We start from the raw sequence: 16,301 nt of genomic DNA on the forward strand, positions 1-16,301 counted from the left end.
ATTATGCGTTCTTCCTAACTAACTCTCTTACAACCGAGAGAAATCATTGAAAAGTGCAAGCCCCATTAACAGCACCAGCAATATCGAGCCAATGCGATAACTAAAGTCTTGAACCCGCTCGGATACCGGTCCGCCCTTAAGCTTTTCAATCGCCAGGAACAGCAGATGCCCCCCGTCAAGAACGGGCAACGGAAACAGGTTGATTATCCCTAAGTTCACGCTAATCAGCGCAAGGAACATCAGATAATAAATCACCCCGAACTCCGCTGACATCCCAGCCCCCTGAGCGATAGAAATCGGCCCACTGAGGTTGTTCAGTTTCACATCACCGGTTATCAATTTTCCCAGCATACTGACCGTCAGCTTCATCAACTGCCACGTTTTATCCGTGGCCTGTGCAATGGCGCTGAATGGCCCATACTGGCGTACTGTCTTGTACTCATCCGGCAGAGGAATGATTTTCGGCACAACACCGGCAAACCCTTCTGCCTTCCCATTACCCGGTTTCGAATCCGGAATTAATGTTAAAGACAAGGCACTGCCCTGCCTTTCAATTTCCAGCGCTAACGGCTGACCCGGATTATCGCGCACCAGGTTCACGAACGTCATCCACTGCGTTAGCGGTTGACCATCGACTTTAACGATCCTGTCGCCAGCTTGCAAACCCGCCTTACTTGCGGCGGACTGAGCCTGGACTTCTGACAGCACCGGTTCAATCTGTGGTCCGCGCGGTCGAATCCCTAAAGAAGATACAGGATCTTCCTTATCAGGCTCAAATGCCCACTGCCGCAAATCCAGCGTTTTTTCCTGTCGCTGGTTGCTGCCGAAAGGCGCCACGCTGATTGTCGTCTGTTCGTCGCCAATTTTTGCGACCAACTGTAAACGCACTGCGTCCCAATCAGGGGTTTCGATACCATCAACGGCTTTAAGTTCCGTGCCAGGAATAATTTGCGCCTGAGCGGCAATCGAGTTGGGCGTAATTTCACCAACAACCGGACGAACACCGGGGACGCCGATGATAAACACCAGCCAGTAAGCGAAGATGGCAAAGAGGAAATTGGCAACCGGACCGGCGGCAATGATCGCGGCGCGCTGGCCGACGGTTTTATTGTTGAAAGCGTGGTGGCGCAGCTCCGGGATCACCGGTTCCGCGCGCTCATCCAGCATTTTGACATAGCCGCCCAGCGGGATCAGGGCGATGACATATTCGGTCCCAGACCGATCGGTACGGCGCCAGAGCGCTTTACCAAATCCAATGGAAAAGCGCTCGACACGGACACCGCAGCGCCGGGCAACCCAGAAATGACCAAATTCATGCACGGTGATCAGCACACCCAGTGCGACAATGAATGCAGCCAGATTCCAGAGAATACTCAGCATAAAACCTTCCGTTAAAGCGTCTTGAATACCAGTAACAACAGGCAAGCAAAGACCGGTACTGCCGCCGTCAGGCTGTCAATACGGTCCAGAATACCACCGTGTCCTGGAATCAAATGACCGCTGTCTTTAATTCCTGCTTCACGCTTAAACATGCTCTCAGTCAGATCGCCCAGCACGGAGGCCAGCGCAGCGACAATAGAACAGATTAATAAGGTGACAGGCGCAACATCCAGATTCGCCCACATGCCGTAACCCCAGGAGATCACAGCCGCTGTGGCAAGGCCACCAAAAAAGCCCTGCCAGGTTTTCCCCGGCGACACTTTCGGCGCCAGTTTATGTTTGCCAAACAGTTTGCCAAACATATACGCCCCGGAGTCCGCCCCCCAGACCAGGATCATGACATAGAGCAGCCATATTGCGCCACTGTAATGATTCTCGTCATAGTGCCATGCACGCAGCGCCAGCATTCCCCAGAAGAAGGGAACGATCGTGAGCACGCCAAAAATTATGCGTAATGTCTTCGAATTACGCCAGATCGTCGCCGAGTCGGGGTAAAAAAACACCAGCACTAACGCAACAACCCACCAGCCCAGCGATGCCCACAACGAGGCTTCGACCATCGGCTGATGAATATTATGATGATATTCCGGCAACAGAAACAGCATCAGTGCGAGCAATAACCCACACAGCACCGCCAGCCAGACGCGTTGCGTGCGCGTGGCAAAACCGCTTAACTGTCCCCATTCCCACGCGGCCAGCATACAAACAACCAACGTCACAATGGCGAACCCCACCGGCGGCAGCAGAAACAGCGCCGCGATGACCACGGGTATTAAAACGAAAGCAGAAATTAGGCGATACTTCAGCAAAAGCGACCCCCATCAGGCTTTGTCATCACCGGGCTCGGTGCCGCCGAAACGACGCTCTCGATTAGCAAAGGCATGCAGTGCACCTTCAAAGTCTTGTTCATCGAAATCGGGCCAAAGAACATCTGTAAAGTAAAGTTCGGCATAGGCAATTTGCCAAAGCAAAAAGTTACTTATTCGATGCTCTCCCCCAGTCCTAATTACTAAATCCACCGGAGCCAGCTCATGCATACAGATTTGTTGGTTGAGCATGTCTTCATCAATCTGATCAGGACGCAGTAAACCTTCCTGCACCTGTTCTGCCAGTTGTCTGACTCCCTGGACAATGTCCCAACGTCCGCCGTAATTCGCCGCAATATTCAGCGTCAGCCCGGTATTCTGGGCGGTAAGCGCTTCAGACTTACGAATACGTTCTTGCAAACGCGAGTTAAATCGACTGGTGTCGCCAATAATGCGCAGGCGGACGTTATGGCGATGCAGGCTTTTCACTTCACTATCAAGCGCCCACACAAATAGCTCCATTAACGCACTCACTTCCTGCGCCGGTCGGTTCCAGTTTTCACTACTAAAGGCATACAGCGTTAACGCATCAATACCATTGTTGGCAGCAAAAGAGACGGCACGGCGGACGGATTTCGCTCCGGCCTTATGCCCAAATGCGCGAATCTTCCCTTGCTTTTTCGCCCAGCGACCATTGCCATCCATAATGATCGCGACATGGCGACAGCCATGTGCAGGCAAATTTTCGCTTACTGGTTGAGTTGCAGACAACATAACGCGTTTATAGTCCCTGAAAGGATTTAGCGGTACTCAGGAATACTGAAGCCTTTTGCTCTTCATCCTTCAGGCTGCCTCTTCGTTGGCTGTGATCATTCGCCTCAGTCACATACTCTTTGTATGCGCCTGGAAACTCATTCACTTGCCACCTTGATGCAACCTGAATGATTTTGTGCATCCACAAAAAAGCCGTGTCAAACCACGGCTTACCTGACCGAAAAAAGCCAAATACCTGCGATCAGGTGGCGCAGACTATATCACTGAAGCACAACGCTAACAAATAGCACGATCTCCTCCGGGAGGATAATCCTCAGCTTGCGAGTCGCATCACTTGTTTTCTGGCGACTTCTCGCGCAATCGCATCGACCTTAAGTACGTCATCGACGCTCTGCGGTTCTTGTAGATCCATCTGCTCCAGCACGGCTAAATTGAGATCGGCGATATCGGTAAAGCGTATTTCTTCAGCAAGAAATGCAGCAACGACAATTTCATTGGCTGCATTCAGCGCGGTTGTAGCGGCCTGCCCCTGCTCAAACGCCTCCATCGCCAGTTTCAGGCACGGGTAACGTTGGTAATCCGGCGCGCTAAACGTCAACGCACTGAGTTTGCAGAAATCGAGCGGTGCAACACCAGAGGTTACGCGATTCGGCCAGGCCATCGTATGTGCGATAGGCGTGCGCATGTCTGGCTCACCCAGTTGCGCCAGAACGCTGCCGTCCTGATAACGCACCATCGAGTGAATCACCGACTGCGGGTGAATCAGCACTTCCATCTGACGGGCACTGGCGTTAAACAACCAACGCGCTTCAATGTATTCCAGACCTTTATTCATCATAGTGGCTGAGTCGACGGAGATCTTACGTCCCATCGACCAGTTCGGATGACGGCATGCCTGATCGGGCGTCATCGACACCAGTTCATGCAGCGGCGTTTCCCGGAACGGGCCACCAGACCCGGTAAGCAAAACGGACATCACGCCATTCTGCTCCAGGTCAGCGTATCCCAGATTGTGTTGAATGGGTTGGGGCATACTCTGAAAAATAGCGTTATGTTCGCTGTCTACCGGTAAAAGTCGGGCTTTACTGTGCTTCACGGCGTCCATGAACAGGCGTCCACAGGTCACCAAAGATTCTTTGTTTGCCAGCAGAATGGTTTTTCCCGCGCGAATGGCGGCAAGCGTTGGCAGCAGGCCCGCCGCGCCAACGATGGCCGCCATGACCTGATCGACCTCATCAAGCGCCGCCATATCACAAGCCGCCTGTTGCCCGCTGAGAACGTCCGTATGGCTACCATGCTGCTTTAGCGCGTCATTGAGAAGGCGCGCGCTGGCGTCATCGTCCATCACGGCATAACGCGGGGAGAATTCCAGGCACTGCTCCACCATACGGCTGACATTTTTACCTGCCACCAGCGCGATAACGCGGAAGTGCTCAGGGTTTTGACGCACCACGTCCAGCGTGCTGCAACCGATAGAGCCGGTCGAACCCAGAATGGTTAATTGCTTCATCAAACATCCGAAAAAATGAGACAGGATAAAAAGCAAAACGCCGCCAGCCGATCGTATGATCTTCTGAGCGGCGTTTTGAGCGTACAGCGGAATCAGAACTGCATCAGTTCTGCTTCTTTATCTGCCAGCGCCGCATCCACTTTCTTGATGGCGGCATCCGTCATTTTCTGTACGTCGTCCTGAGAACGGCGATCGTCATCTTCGCTGATCTCTTTGTCTTTCAGCAGTGCTTTCACTTTGTCGTTCGCGTCACGGCGGACGTTACGTACGGCAACACGCGCCTGTTCAGCTTCACCACGAACGATTTTCGTCAGATCTTTGCGACGCTCTTCCGTCAGCGGAGGCAGCGGAACGCGAATATCGCTGCCTGCGGAGCTCGGGTTCAGACCGAGGTCAGAAGCCATAATCGCTTTCTCAACGGCCGGGCTCATGGAGCGATCAAACACGTTGATTTTCAGGGTACGGGAATCTTCTACCGTTACGCTTGCCAGCTGACGCAACGGCGTTGGCGTGCCGTAATATTCCACGACAATGCCATCCAGCAGGCTGGGAGAAGCACGACCCGTGCGTATTTTGCTGATTTGGTTTTTGAACGCTTCTACGCATTTTTCCATGCGTACTTCAGCATCTTTTCTGATATCGCTAATCACGTTACGAATCCTTGGATACTAGTCTCAGTCAGACCAGACAGCACACAATACACTTCATCCTTCAAGCTGCCTCTGCGTTGACTGCAAGCGTTCACTCCAGTCACGTACTCAGGTACGCTCCTGGAGATTCACGCTCTTGTCGCCTTGACGCAGCATGAATGACTTTGTGTATTCAGAATGTGCTCAGTATAGTCTCGTTTAATTTATGACACAGGATATAAAAGTCCCGCCGGGTAAAGGCAAATCTTACCCGTAATTGGCCAATACGGGAATTATTCCGTAATTAATGTGCCTTCTTTTTCACCCATGACGACGCGACGCAGTGCGCCAGGTTTGTTCATGTTAAAGACACGAATCGGCAATTTGTGGTCACGCGCCAGCGTAAACGCCGCCAGATCCATCACTTTCAGTTCTTTATCCAGAACTTCATTGTAGGTCAACTGCTCGTACATCGTAGCAGCAGGATCTTTCGCCGGATCGGCAGTAAAGACGCCATCGACTTTCGTCGCTTTCAGCACCACGTCGGCTTCGATTTCAATGCCACGCAGGCACGCCGCAGAGTCAGTGGTGAAGAAAGGATTACCGGTACCCGCAGAGAGGATAACCACGCGGTTATTACGCAGCAGGCTGATAGCCTCTGCCCAGCTGTAGTTGTCGCATACGCCATTCAGTGGGATAGCGGACATCAGGCGGGCGTTCACATAGGCGCGGTGAAGCGCATCGCGCATTGCCAGGCCGTTCATCACGGTGGCCAGCATGCCCATGTGGTCGCCCACAACTCGGTTCATACCCGCTTTCGCCAGACCAGCACCACGGAACAAGTTACCGCCACCAATCACCACACCAACCTGAATACCCAGTTCAACCAGTTCTTTGATTTCCTGAGCCATACGATCCAGTATGCTTGCGTCAATACCGAAGCCTTCCGAACCCTGCAGAGCTTCGCCACTTAACTTAAGCAGAATGCGTTTATAGACGGGTTTTGCATTGGTAGCCATGTTTCTTTCCTGAGACTGTCAACGATTAAAAATGGGGGTAAATTCTGGCGACAATGATATGTCGCTACTCAGTACAACGAAATAAGAGCCATACTGATTTTGCGAGACGGGTGACAAAAAGAAGCCGCCCTCAGGCGGCTCCTTTTCGACAATTAAGACTGCTTGGACATCGCAGCAACTTCTGCTGCAAAGTCAGTCTCAACTTTCTCGATGCCTTCGCCCACTTCGAAGCGGATGAAGCCAGTAACGTCAGCGTTGTGCTCTTTCAGCAGCTGACCAACAGACTTGCTTGGCTCCATAACGAAAGGCTGACCCGTCAGAGAAACTTCGCCGGTGAATTTCTTCATGCGGCCTTCAACCATTTTCTCTGCGATTTCTTTCGGCTTACCAGACTGCATCGCGATGTCCAGCTGAACCTGGTATTCTTTTTCTACCACTTCAGCAGACACGTCTTCCGGCTTAACAAATTCAGGCTTGCTTGCAGCAACGTGCATTGCCAGCTGCTTAACCAGCTCTTCGTCTGCGCCTTTAGCGGCAACCAGAACACCGATGCGCGCACCGTGCTGGTAGCTACCCAGAACGTCACCTTCCAGGGAAGCGATACGGCGGATGTTGATGTTCTCACCGATTTTCGCTACCAGCGCAACGCGCTCTTCTTCGAACTGCGCTTTCAGCACTTCAACGTCAGTGATTTTGCCAGCAACAGCGGCATCCAGCACTTTGTCAGCAAATGCCTGGAAACCACCATCTTTAGCAACGAAGTCAGTCTGGCAGTTAACTTCCAGAATGAAAGCGATGTTGCCGTCGATTTTGGTTTTGATCACGCCGTCAGCAGCAACGTTGCCTGCTTTTTTCGCCGCTTTGATAGCGCCGGACTTACGCATGTTTTCGATTGCCAGCTCGATGTCGCCATTAGCTTCAGTCAGTGCTTTTTTGCAATCCATCATGCCTGCGCCAGTACGCTCACGCAGCTCTTTTACCAGGGATGCGGTAATTTCAGCCATTCTAAAATCCTCGGAAGATTTGATCTGCCCGGCGTCAAACCGCACAGATTTAAAAGTGAAAAAGGGGGCCATATACAGGCCCCCTAACCAAACATGATACTACCTGGTTTATAAGGGCTCTTCCCCTTCATATTCCGAACCGCAGGAACGTTTTCTTCGCTCGCTCATCCCAGTCACTTACTGATGTAAGCTCCCGGGAATTCTCGAGCTTGCCGCCTTCCTGCAACTCGCACTATTTCAGGGAAGTTATCAAGCCTTATTATTCAGCTTCTACGAAGCTTTCTTCCGCCTGGGAAGCCAGATCCTGAGAACGGCCTTCACGAACGGTTGCAGCAACAGCGCCCAGGTACAGGCTAACAGCACGGATTGCGTCGTCGTTACCCGGGATAACGAAGTCAACACCATCCGGATCAGAGTTGGTATCAACGATAGCAAATACCGGAATACCTAGGTTGTTTGCTTCTTTGATAGCAATGTGCTCGTGGTCAGCATCGATGACGAACAGAGCGTCCGGCAGACCGCCCATGTCTTTGATACCGCCCAGGCTGTTTTCCAGTTTCTCAAGCTCACGAGTACGCATCAGCGCTTCTTTCTTGGTCAGCTTTTCGAAAGTACCGTCCTGAGACTGAGTTTCCAGGTCTTTCAGACGTTTGATGGACTGACGAACGGTTTTCCAGTTAGTCAGCATACCGCCCAGCCAGCGATGGTTCACGAAGAACTGGTCGCAGCTGTTAGCAGCGTCTTTCACCGCTTCGCTTGCAGCGCGTTTAGTACCAACGAAAAGGATTTTACCTTTACGAGAAGCAATCTTGTTCAGTTCAGCCAGCGCTTCGTTGAACATCGGTACAGTTTTCTCAAGGTTGATGATGTGAACTTTGTTACGCGCACCGAAGATGAACGGCTTCATTTTCGGGTTCCAGTAACGGGTCTGGTGACCGAAGTGAACACCAGCCTTGAGCATGTCGCGCATGGAAACAGTTGCCATGATTAAAACCTCTATAGATAAAGTTGGGGTTATGCCTCCACGTATCCCATATTACCGACCCCAAAGGGCACCCCGGAATATGTGCCGATACGTGTGTGTTGTTACACAAAGTGAGATTTGTCGCTTCCGTCCATTCTGTGTATACGAAATGAGATCGGAAGTCCGGCGCGCTTTATACCACAAATACGCCGTGGACACCAATAATTGTTGGCTTGCTGTGCTGTTAATGATTCTCAATTTGGCAGCATGTATGCTGGACTGATACCATTGACAGCACTTACACAATTATTGTCGAAATAATCGACACTGATGGACAGAATTCATGGCTATCTCAATCAAGACCCCTGAAGAAATCGAAAAAATGCGCGTCGCGGGCCGTCTGGCCGCGGAAGTGCTGGAGATGATCGAACCGTATATCAAACCGGGCGTTAGCACGGGTGAACTGGATCGTATCTGTAACGACTACATCGTTAACGAGCAGCATGCGATCTCGGCCTGTCTCGGCTATCACGGTTATCCGAAATCCGTCTGCATCTCTATTAATGAAGTGGTATGTCACGGGATTCCGGATGATGCCAAACATCTAAAAGATGGCGATATCGTCAACATCGACGTGACCGTCATTAAAGACGATTACCACGGCGATACCTCCAAAATGTTTATCGTTGGCAAACCGACCATACTGGGCGAGCGTCTGTGCCGCGTCACCCAGGAAAGCCTGTATCTGGCGCTGCGAATGGTGAAACCAGGTATCCGTCTGCGTACGCTCGGTGCGGCGATCCAGAAATATGCGGAAGGAGAAGGTTTCTCCGTGGTGCGTGAATACTGCGGACACGGCATTGGTCGTGGCTTCCACGAAGAGCCGCAGGTGCTGCACTATGATGCGGATGACGGCGGCGTGGTGCTGAAACCGGGCATGACCTTTACCATCGAACCGATGCTCAACGCCGGTGATTACCGTATCCGCACAATGAAAGACGGCTGGACGGTCAAAACCAAAGACCGGAGCTTGTCTGCACAATACGAGCATACTATTGTGGTGACCGATAACGGCTGTGAAATTCTGACGTTACGTAAGGATGACACCATCCCGGCGGTCATTACGCACGACGCATAACTTTTTTGCCTGATGGCGCTCTCGCTTATCAGGCCTACAAATGGCACTATTCCGTAGGCCGGATAAGGCACTTTCGCCATATCCGGCTTTTTTAATGGGTGGCGCATAATGAATACACTTCCTGAACAACACGCGAATACCGCACTCCCCACCCTCCCCGGTCAGCCGCAGAACCCGGGGACCTGGTCTCGCGACGAACTCACCGTCGCCGGAATCAAAACGCATATCGACGCGTTCCAGCAATGGCTGGGCGATGCCTTCGACAGCGGGATTTCCGCCGAACAGCTAATTGAAGCCCGGACCGAATTTATCGACCAGTTGCTGCAACGTCTGTGGATCGACGCCGGTTTTGGGCAGATTGCCGATCTGGCGCTGGTCGCCGTCGGTGGCTACGGACGCGGTGAGCTGCACCCGCTTTCTGATATCGACCTGCTCATCCTGAGTCGTAAAAAATTACCGGACGATCAGGCGCAAAAGGTCGGCGAGCTGCTGACATTGCTGTGGGACGTCAAACTGGAGGTCGGGCACAGCGTACGTACGCTGGAAGAATGCCTGCTGGAAGGGTTGTCGGACCTGACCGTCGCCACCAACCTGATTGAAACCCGTCTGTTGATTGGCGACGTGGCCCTTTTTCTGGCGCTGCAAAAACATATCTTCAGCGAAGGTTTCTGGCCCTCCGACAAGTTCTACGCCGCCAAAGTGGAAGAGCAGCATCAGCGCCACCAGCGCTATCACGGCACCAGCTATAACCTCGAGCCGGATATCAAAAGTAGCCCCGGCGGTCTGCGCGATATCCACACGCTGCAGTGGGTCGCCCGTCGCCATTTCGGCGCTACCTCGCTCGACGAAATGGTCGGCTTCGGCTTTTTGACTCAGGCAGAACGCGCTGAGCTCAACGAGTGCCTGCACATTCTGTGGCGCATTCGTTTTGCCCTGCATTTAGTGGTCAGTCGTTACGATAACCGCCTGCTGTTCGATCGCCAGTTGAGCGTCGCTCAGCGCCTGAATTACAGCGGCGAAGGCAACGAGCCGGTTGAGCAGATGATGAAGGATTATTTCCGCGTCACCCGCCGCGTCACGGAACTCAACCAGATGCTGCTGCAGCTGTTTGACGAAGCGATCCTCGCGCTGTCCGCCGACGAAAAGCCGCGTCCTATTGATGACGATTTCCAGCTACGCGGCACGCTGATCGATCTGCGTCAGGACGATCTGTTCATCCGCGAACCGGAAGCGATCCTGCGGATGTTCTACACCATGGTACGCAACAGTGCGATCACCGGGATCTACTCCACCACCCTGCGCCATCTGCGCCATGCGCGCCGCCATCTGAATCAGCCGCTGTGCTACATCCCGGAGGCGCGATCGCTGTTTCTTAGTATGCTGCGCCATCCTGGTGCGGTCAGCCGCGGTCTGCTGCCGATGCACCGCCATAGCGTGCTGTGGGCCTACATGCCCCAGTGGTCACGTATTGTCGGGCAGATGCAGTTTGACCTGTTCCATGCTTACACGGTGGACGAACACACGATTCGCGTGATGCTGAAGCTGGAAAGTTTTGCCAAAGAAGAGACCCGTCAGCGCCACCCATTGTGCGTGGATCTCTGGCCGCGTCTGCGCCAGCCTGAGCTCATTTTTATCGCCGCGCTATTTCATGATATTGCCAAAGGACGCGGCGGCGACCACTCGGTGCTGGGCGCACAGGACGTGCTCAAGTTTGCGGAACTGCACGGCCTGAACTCGCGCGAAACGCAGCTGATTGCCTGGCTGGTTCGCCAGCACCTGCTGATGTCGGTGACCGCTCAGCGCCGGGATATTCAGGATCCCGAAGTGATTAAGCAGTTCGCCGAAGAAGTACAGACGGAACATCGCCTGCGCTTCCTGGTTTGCCTGACGGTGGCGGATATATGCGCCACTAACGAAACGCTATGGAACAGCTGGAAGCAAAGTTTGCTGCGCGAGCTGTACTTCGCCACGGAAAAACAGCTGCGTCGGGGAATGCAAAACACGCCGGATATGCGTGAACGCGTGCGCCATCACCAGTTGCAGGCGCTGGCGCTGCTGCGGATGGATAACATTGATGAAGAAGCATTGCACCATATCTGGTCGCGCTGTCGCGCCAACTACTTCGTGCGCCACAGCCCGAACCAGCTGGCCTGGCATGCGCGTCATCTGTTGCAGCACGATCTCAGCGAGCCGCTAATTCTGCTCAGCCCGCAGGCAACACGCGGCGGGACGGAAATCTTCATCTGGAGTCCGGATCGCCCGTATCTGTTTGCCGCCGTTTGCGCCGAGCTGGACCGACGTAACCTCAGCGTCCACGATGCGCAGATTTTCACCACCCGCGATGGCATGGCGATGGATACCTTTATCGTACTGGAACCGGACGGCAGCCCGCTGTCGTCAGACAGGCATGAAGCCATCCGCTTTGGGCTGGAACAGGCAATCACCCAGCGCAGCTGGCAGCCGCCGCAGCCGCGCCGACAGCCGGCAAAATTACGCCACTTTACCGTCGATACCGAGGTCACATTCCTGCCCACGCACACCGACCGCAAATCGTTCCTCGAGCTTATCGCGCTCGATCAGCCAGGGCTGCTGGCGCGGGTCGGGCAAATTTTTGCCGATCTGGGAATTTCGCTTCATGGCGCCCGAATTACAACCATTGGTGAGCGAGTAGAAGATTTATTCATAATCGCTACAGCAGACCGGCGTGCACTTAATAATGCGCTGCAGCAGGAAGTGCATCAACGGTTGACAGAGGCCCTCAATCCAAACGATAAAGGGTAGTGTGTTTATTTATAGGGAAAGAGTTTAACAATGCAGCAGTTACAGAACGTTATTGAGACCGCTTTTGAGCGCCGTGCCGACATTACTCCGGCCAATGTGGATACCGTGACCCGTGAAGCGGTGAATCAGGTGATTTCCCTGCTGGACTCCGGCGCGCTGCGCGTGGCAGAAAAGGTAGACGGTCAGTGGGTGACTCACCAGTGGTTGAAGAAAGCGGTGCTGCTCTCTTTCCGTATCAACGATAACCAGGTGATCGATGGCGCGGAAAGCCGCTACTTCGATAAAGTGCCGATGAAATTCGCCGACTACGACGAAGCACGCTTCCAGAAAGAAGGCTTCCGTGTGGTTCCGCCTGCGGCAGTTCGTCAGGGTGCGTTTATCGCCCGTAACACCGTGCTGATGCCGTCCTATGTCAACATCGGCGCTTACGTTGATGAAGGCACGATGGTCGATACCTGGGCAACCGTCGGTTCCTGCGCGCAGATCGGTAAGAACGTTCACCTGTCCGGCGGCGTCGGCATCGGTGGCGTACTGGAGCCGCTGCAGGCGAACCCGACCATCATCGAAGATAACTGCTTTATCGGAGCACGTTCTGAAGTCGTAGAAGGCGTGATTGTCGAAGAAGGCTCGGTGATTTCGATGGGCGTTTATATTGGTCAGAGCACCCGCATTTACGACCGTGAAACCGGTGAAGTCCATTATGGTCGCGTTCCGGCAGGCTCCGTTGTCGTTTCCGGCAACCTGCCGTCGAAAGATGGCAAGTACAGCCTGTACTGTGCGGTAATTGTGAAAAAAGTCGACGCCAAAACCCGTGGCAAGGTCGGCATCAACGAGTTATTGCGTACCATCGACTAACGGCGATTTGAAAAAGCGGGCTAAGCCCGCTTTTTTTACATCTGCGAGTGGCAGAAACAGGGCTTTTCGTTAATTATTCAATAGTTATAGTGAGCTTAAGGGTACCGCTATGTATGACAATCTGAAAAGTCTGGGCATTACTAATCCTGAAGAAATCGATCGTTACAGCCTGCGGCAAGAAGCCAATAACGATATCCTGAAAATCTATTTCCAGAAGGATAAAGGTGAGTTCTTTGCCAAAAGCGTGAAGTTTAAATACCCCCGCCAGCGCAAAACCGTGGTTGCCGATGGAGTGGGTCAGGGATACAAAGAGGTACAGGAGATCAGTCCCAACCTGCGCTATGTGATCGACGAACTCGATCAGATCTGCCAGCGCGATCGCACGGAAGTGGATCTGAAACGTAAGATCCTTGATGATTTACGCCATCTGGAAAGCGTGGTGGCGAATAAGATCACCGAAATCGAAGCCGATCTGGAAAAACTGACGCGAAAATAAGCAGTTTGTTGCCGGATGGCGGCGTCATACGCCTTATCAGGCCTACAGGCACATCCGGGTAGGCCTGATAAGCGTAGCCCCATCAGGCAATGAATCAATGCTGCTCATCCAGCTGTAACGCCACATACAGCAGCAGCCGATCGTCGAAATTCCCCAAATCCAGCCCGGTTAATTCCGAGATGCGATTCAGTCGATACTCCAGCGTATTCCGGTGAATAAACAGCGCCTTAGAGGTTGCCAGTGGCTGCACGTTGTGGCGAAACCACGCCGCCAGAGTGCGGCGCAACAGGCCGTTATTGTCCATCGCCTTCAGCCGCACCAACGGACGCGCCAGCTCATTGGCCTGCCAGCCGCCGCGCAGACTGTCGAGCAGTACCGGCAGCATTAAGTCCTGATAAAAGTAGCTGCGGCTTTCCGGCATTCGTTGTTTGCCGACCATCATCGTCGTGCGCGCAGTACGGTACGAACGCGCGATACTGCCAGGCCCGGTAAAATAGTTGCCCAGCGAAACGCGAAAGCGCAACTGTCCGTTCTCTTTCATGCGCGCAATCAGCTGCTCAACGCGCTTGCGGTGATCTTCGGCATCCCAACGGCCAAACGAATTCAACGCCGGTTTTAACACCACCATCTCGGTCAGCGAAACGATCGCAATCAGGTTATTACGCTCCGGGGTGGTCAGTGCGTTCTGTAACTGCTGCAACTCCGCCATAGCGCTGTCCACGCCGAGTTGTCCGCTGTCCACTTCCACCACCGCCACCACGCGCGGCTGGTTGAGGTCGATCCCTAAACGTTGCGCCCACTCGGTCAACGCTGGCGTGTTCTCTTCCGCCTGAATCAGGTTCATCACCAACTCTTCACGCAGGCGACTGTCCTGGGCCAGCAGATGCATCAGGCGCGACTGCTCCAGCATCATCTCCGCCGTCATGCACACCAGTTCGCCATATTTGCGCAGATGTTCCGGTTCGCCGGTCAGGCCGATCACGCCCACAATTTCGCCTTCCAGGCGCAGCGGCAGGTTGATCCCCTGACGAACGCCATGCAGATGACGCGCAACGGCATCATCGATGTCCACCACGCGGCCCTGAGAGAGGACTAACAGCGCGCCTTCGTGCAATTCCCCAATTCGCTCGCGATCGCCGCTGCCGATGATCCGTCCACGGGCATCCATCACGTTGATATTGGTATCAATAATGCGCATCGTGCGTGCCACGATATCCTGCGCCATTTTGGTATCAAGATGCCAGCCAGCCATAAAGCCCTCCTGTGAGCAGAGCTCCAGCATAAAGAAGATAACAAACGCTGACATTGTGCAGATGCACAAAGCAAAGGGAAGAAGTATGGAGTTGTGGGAAATATCACAAAAAGAAACCCCTTCCTGTGGCAGGAAGGGGTTTTGGGGAGATTACTGCATCAACAGGTAGATATTGCTGTCGCCACGCTGAATGTTCAACGCCAGGACAGACGGTTTGCTGTCGAGGATTTTACGCAGTTCGGCGATGTTTTTCACCGGCTGCTGGTTAGCGCCGACAATCACATCCCCTTTCTTGAGGCCAATCTGCGCCGCCGGGGTGTTCGCTTTCACGTTGTTCACCACGACGCCTTTATCCTGACCTTTATTACTCATTTCAGCCCCTTCAATACCGCTGAAGATGGAGCTGGAATCAACCTGAGTCTGGCTGCTCTGCTGCAGTTCCAGATTCACGGTAACCGGCTTACCGTCGCGCAGCAGGCCGAGGGTAATTTTGCTGCCCACCGGCATGGTGCCAACCTGCGCACGCAGTGCGGCAAAGCTGCTGATCGGCTTACCGTTCAGGGAGGTGATCACATCACCGGCTTTAATACCGGCCTTCGAAGCGGACGAGTTCGGCATGACCTGGCTGACAAAGGCACCGCGCTGTGCATCGACTTTCATCGCTTTCGCCAGTTCGGAGCTCAGTTCGGTACCCATGATACCCAGTTCGCCGCGTTTCACCTGGCCGAATTCCACCATCTGAGAGGTCAGGTTTTTCACCATATTGCTCGGGATCGCAAATCCGATACCGATGTTGCCGCCGTCCGGCGCGAGGATCGCCGTGTTAATACCGATCAACTCGCCGTTCAGGTTAACCAACGCGCCGCCGGAGTTACCGCGGTTGATCGCCGCATCGGTCTGAATGAAGTTTTCATAGTTCTGCGCATTCAGGCCGCTACGGCCCAGCGCAGAGACGATACCGGAAGTGACCGTCTCGCCGAGACCAAACGGGTTACCGATGGCGACAGTGTAATCCCCCACTCGCAGGGTGTCGGAGTCAGCCAGCTTAATCGCCGTCAGGTTTTTCGGATCCTGAATCTGGATCAGCGCAATATCAGAGCGCGGGTCTTTGCCGACGATCTTAGCGTCGAATTTACGGCCATCGCTCAGTTGAACCTTAATCACCGTGGCGTTATCCACCACGTGGTTGTTGGTGACGACATAGCCTTTCGCGGCATCAATGATGACACCGGAACCCAGTGCCATAAACTTCTGCTGCTGGCCGCCGCCATTACCGCCCTGCGGGCCGCCCTGGCAGAAAGGCGAACTCTGGAACGGGGAACCGTCCTGGCAGAACGGGGAATCATCACCAAAGAACTGCTGGAAATTACGCGGCATCCGCGGCGTATTGACGGTTGTGCTACCTTCCACGTTAATGCTGACCACCGATGGCATCACTTTTTCGAGCATCGGTGCCAGACTTGGCATCTGCTGTGCGGTCGTCGCTGATGCAGTTTCAGCCGCCGTTGCAGAAAGCGGGGATAACGCCAAACCTAAACTCAGAGCCAGTGCACTCATTGCTAATGTGGTTTTTTTCATGTGTCTCAATCTCAATTAACAGATAACGCAAAATTGCTGTGTACGTCAGATTCAT

General features: G+C 53.6%; 14 protein-coding genes. 4 read left to right on the top strand and 10 right to left on the bottom strand.

The features are described from left to right. Nucleotides 1-27: 27 nt before the first annotated feature. From rseP to rpsB, 8 genes are all read right to left on the bottom strand, one after another. Nucleotides 28-1,380 carry a sigma E protease regulator RseP gene (gene rseP, locus OGW13_RS06860; protein ID WP_044255374.1) on the bottom strand — a complete coding sequence of 451 codons (1,353 nt, stop codon included), beginning with the start codon at nt 1,378-1,380 and terminating at the stop codon, nt 28-30. 11 nt (nt 1,381-1,391) lie between these two features. Next, on the bottom strand, nt 1,392-2,249 hold the full coding sequence (cdsA, locus tag OGW13_RS06865; RefSeq protein WP_042997863.1) for a phosphatidate cytidylyltransferase: 858 nt from the start codon (nt 2,247-2,249) through the stop codon (nt 1,392-1,394). A gap of 12 nt (nt 2,250-2,261) precedes the next feature. Beyond that, nucleotides 2,262-3,020 (bottom strand): (2E,6E)-farnesyl-diphosphate-specific ditrans,polycis-undecaprenyl-diphosphate synthase, encoded by a 759-nt coding sequence (ispU, locus tag OGW13_RS06870; RefSeq protein ID WP_042997864.1) that lies wholly within the window; start codon nt 3,018-3,020, stop codon nt 2,262-2,264. 313 nt (nt 3,021-3,333) lie between these two features. Beyond that, on the bottom strand, nt 3,334-4,530 hold the full coding sequence (gene ispC / locus OGW13_RS06875; protein WP_044255378.1) for a 1-deoxy-D-xylulose-5-phosphate reductoisomerase: 1,197 nt from the start codon (nt 4,528-4,530) through the stop codon (nt 3,334-3,336). Nucleotides 4,531-4,622: 92 nt separating this feature from the next. Then, the gene (gene frr / locus OGW13_RS06880) at nt 4,623-5,180 is read right to left on the bottom strand and encodes a ribosome recycling factor (RefSeq protein WP_042323692.1); all 558 of its coding nucleotides are present in this window, start codon (nt 5,178-5,180) and stop codon (nt 4,623-4,625) included. Between the two features lie 272 nt (nt 5,181-5,452). Further along, a complete protein-coding gene (pyrH, locus tag OGW13_RS06885) occupies nt 5,453-6,178 on the bottom strand; it encodes a UMP kinase (RefSeq protein ID WP_042997866.1) in 726 nt (241 codons plus the stop codon). 152 nt (nt 6,179-6,330) lie between these two features. Further along, nucleotides 6,331-7,182, bottom strand: coding sequence for a translation elongation factor Ts (gene tsf / locus OGW13_RS06890; RefSeq protein WP_042323696.1), 852 nt, complete (start codon nt 7,180-7,182; stop codon nt 6,331-6,333). 259 nt (nt 7,183-7,441) lie between these two features. After that, nucleotides 7,442-8,167, bottom strand: coding sequence for a 30S ribosomal protein S2 (gene rpsB, locus OGW13_RS06895; protein WP_012133990.1), 726 nt, complete (start codon nt 8,165-8,167; stop codon nt 7,442-7,444). Between the two features lie 322 nt (nt 8,168-8,489). Here rpsB and map point away from each other — a divergent pair, with 322 nt between their 5' ends. The 4 genes from map (at nt 8,490) to OGW13_RS06915 (ending at nt 13,416) form a co-directional block, all read left to right on the top strand. Continuing rightward, nucleotides 8,490-9,284 (top strand): type I methionyl aminopeptidase, encoded by a 795-nt coding sequence (gene map, locus OGW13_RS06900; protein WP_042997867.1) that lies wholly within the window; start codon nt 8,490-8,492, stop codon nt 9,282-9,284. Between the two features lie 108 nt (nt 9,285-9,392). Beyond that, complete coding sequence (gene glnD / locus OGW13_RS06905; protein ID WP_042997868.1) at nt 9,393-12,065, top strand: bifunctional uridylyltransferase/uridylyl-removing protein GlnD; 2,673 nt, start codon at nt 9,393-9,395, stop codon at nt 12,063-12,065. Between the two features lie 30 nt (nt 12,066-12,095). Continuing rightward, nucleotides 12,096-12,920, top strand: a complete 825-nt coding sequence (gene dapD / locus OGW13_RS06910; protein WP_042997869.1) for a 2,3,4,5-tetrahydropyridine-2,6-dicarboxylate N-succinyltransferase — start codon at nt 12,096-12,098, stop codon at nt 12,918-12,920. A gap of 109 nt (nt 12,921-13,029) precedes the next feature. Beyond that, nucleotides 13,030-13,416: a DUF3461 family protein gene (locus tag OGW13_RS06915; RefSeq protein ID WP_042997870.1), complete on the top strand. Its 387-nt coding sequence runs from the start codon at nt 13,030-13,032 to the stop codon at nt 13,414-13,416. Nucleotides 13,417-13,510: 94 nt separating this feature from the next. Here OGW13_RS06915 and cdaR read toward each other — a convergent pair whose 3' ends face one another. After that, nucleotides 13,511-14,668, bottom strand: coding sequence for a DNA-binding transcriptional regulator CdaR (cdaR, locus tag OGW13_RS06920; RefSeq protein WP_044255383.1), 1,158 nt, complete (start codon nt 14,666-14,668; stop codon nt 13,511-13,513). 150 nt (nt 14,669-14,818) lie between these two features. Then, nucleotides 14,819-16,246 carry a serine endoprotease DegP gene (degP, locus tag OGW13_RS06925; RefSeq protein ID WP_044255385.1) on the bottom strand — a complete coding sequence of 476 codons (1,428 nt, stop codon included), beginning with the start codon at nt 16,244-16,246 and terminating at the stop codon, nt 14,819-14,821. Nucleotides 16,247-16,301 lie beyond the last annotated feature (55 nt).

It is taken from the genome of Citrobacter sp. Ca225 (genome assembly GCF_030337175.1).
In the GTDB taxonomy this organism is placed as follows: Bacteria; Pseudomonadota; Gammaproteobacteria; order Enterobacterales; family Enterobacteriaceae; genus Citrobacter_A; species Citrobacter_A amalonaticus.

Excerpts from the sequence above, each read along its gene's own strand:
- rseP (WP_044255374.1), bottom strand. The coding sequence starts at position 1,380 with ATGCTGAGTATTCTCTGGAATCTGGCTGCATTCATTGTCGCACTGGGT.
- ispU (WP_042997864.1), bottom strand. The coding sequence starts at position 3,020 with ATGTTGTCTGCAACTCAACCAGTAAGCGAAAATTTGCCTGCACATGGC.
- ispC (WP_044255378.1), bottom strand. The coding sequence starts at position 4,530 with ATGAAGCAATTAACCATTCTGGGTTCGACCGGCTCTATCGGTTGCAGC.
- pyrH (WP_042997866.1), bottom strand. The coding sequence starts at position 6,178 with ATGGCTACCAATGCAAAACCCGTCTATAAACGCATTCTGCTTAAGTTA.
- tsf (WP_042323696.1), bottom strand. The coding sequence starts at position 7,182 with ATGGCTGAAATTACCGCATCCCTGGTAAAAGAGCTGCGTGAGCGTACT.
- rpsB (WP_012133990.1), bottom strand. The coding sequence starts at position 8,167 with ATGGCAACTGTTTCCATGCGCGACATGCTCAAGGCTGGTGTTCACTTC.
- map (WP_042997867.1), top strand. The coding sequence starts at position 8,490 with ATGGCTATCTCAATCAAGACCCCTGAAGAAATCGAAAAAATGCGCGTC.
- glnD (WP_042997868.1), top strand. The coding sequence starts at position 9,393 with ATGAATACACTTCCTGAACAACACGCGAATACCGCACTCCCCACCCTC.
- dapD (WP_042997869.1), top strand. The coding sequence starts at position 12,096 with ATGCAGCAGTTACAGAACGTTATTGAGACCGCTTTTGAGCGCCGTGCC.
- OGW13_RS06915 (WP_042997870.1), top strand. The coding sequence starts at position 13,030 with ATGTATGACAATCTGAAAAGTCTGGGCATTACTAATCCTGAAGAAATC.
- cdaR (WP_044255383.1), bottom strand. The coding sequence starts at position 14,668 with ATGGCTGGCTGGCATCTTGATACCAAAATGGCGCAGGATATCGTGGCA.
- degP (WP_044255385.1), bottom strand. The coding sequence starts at position 16,246 with ATGAAAAAAACCACATTAGCAATGAGTGCACTGGCTCTGAGTTTAGGT.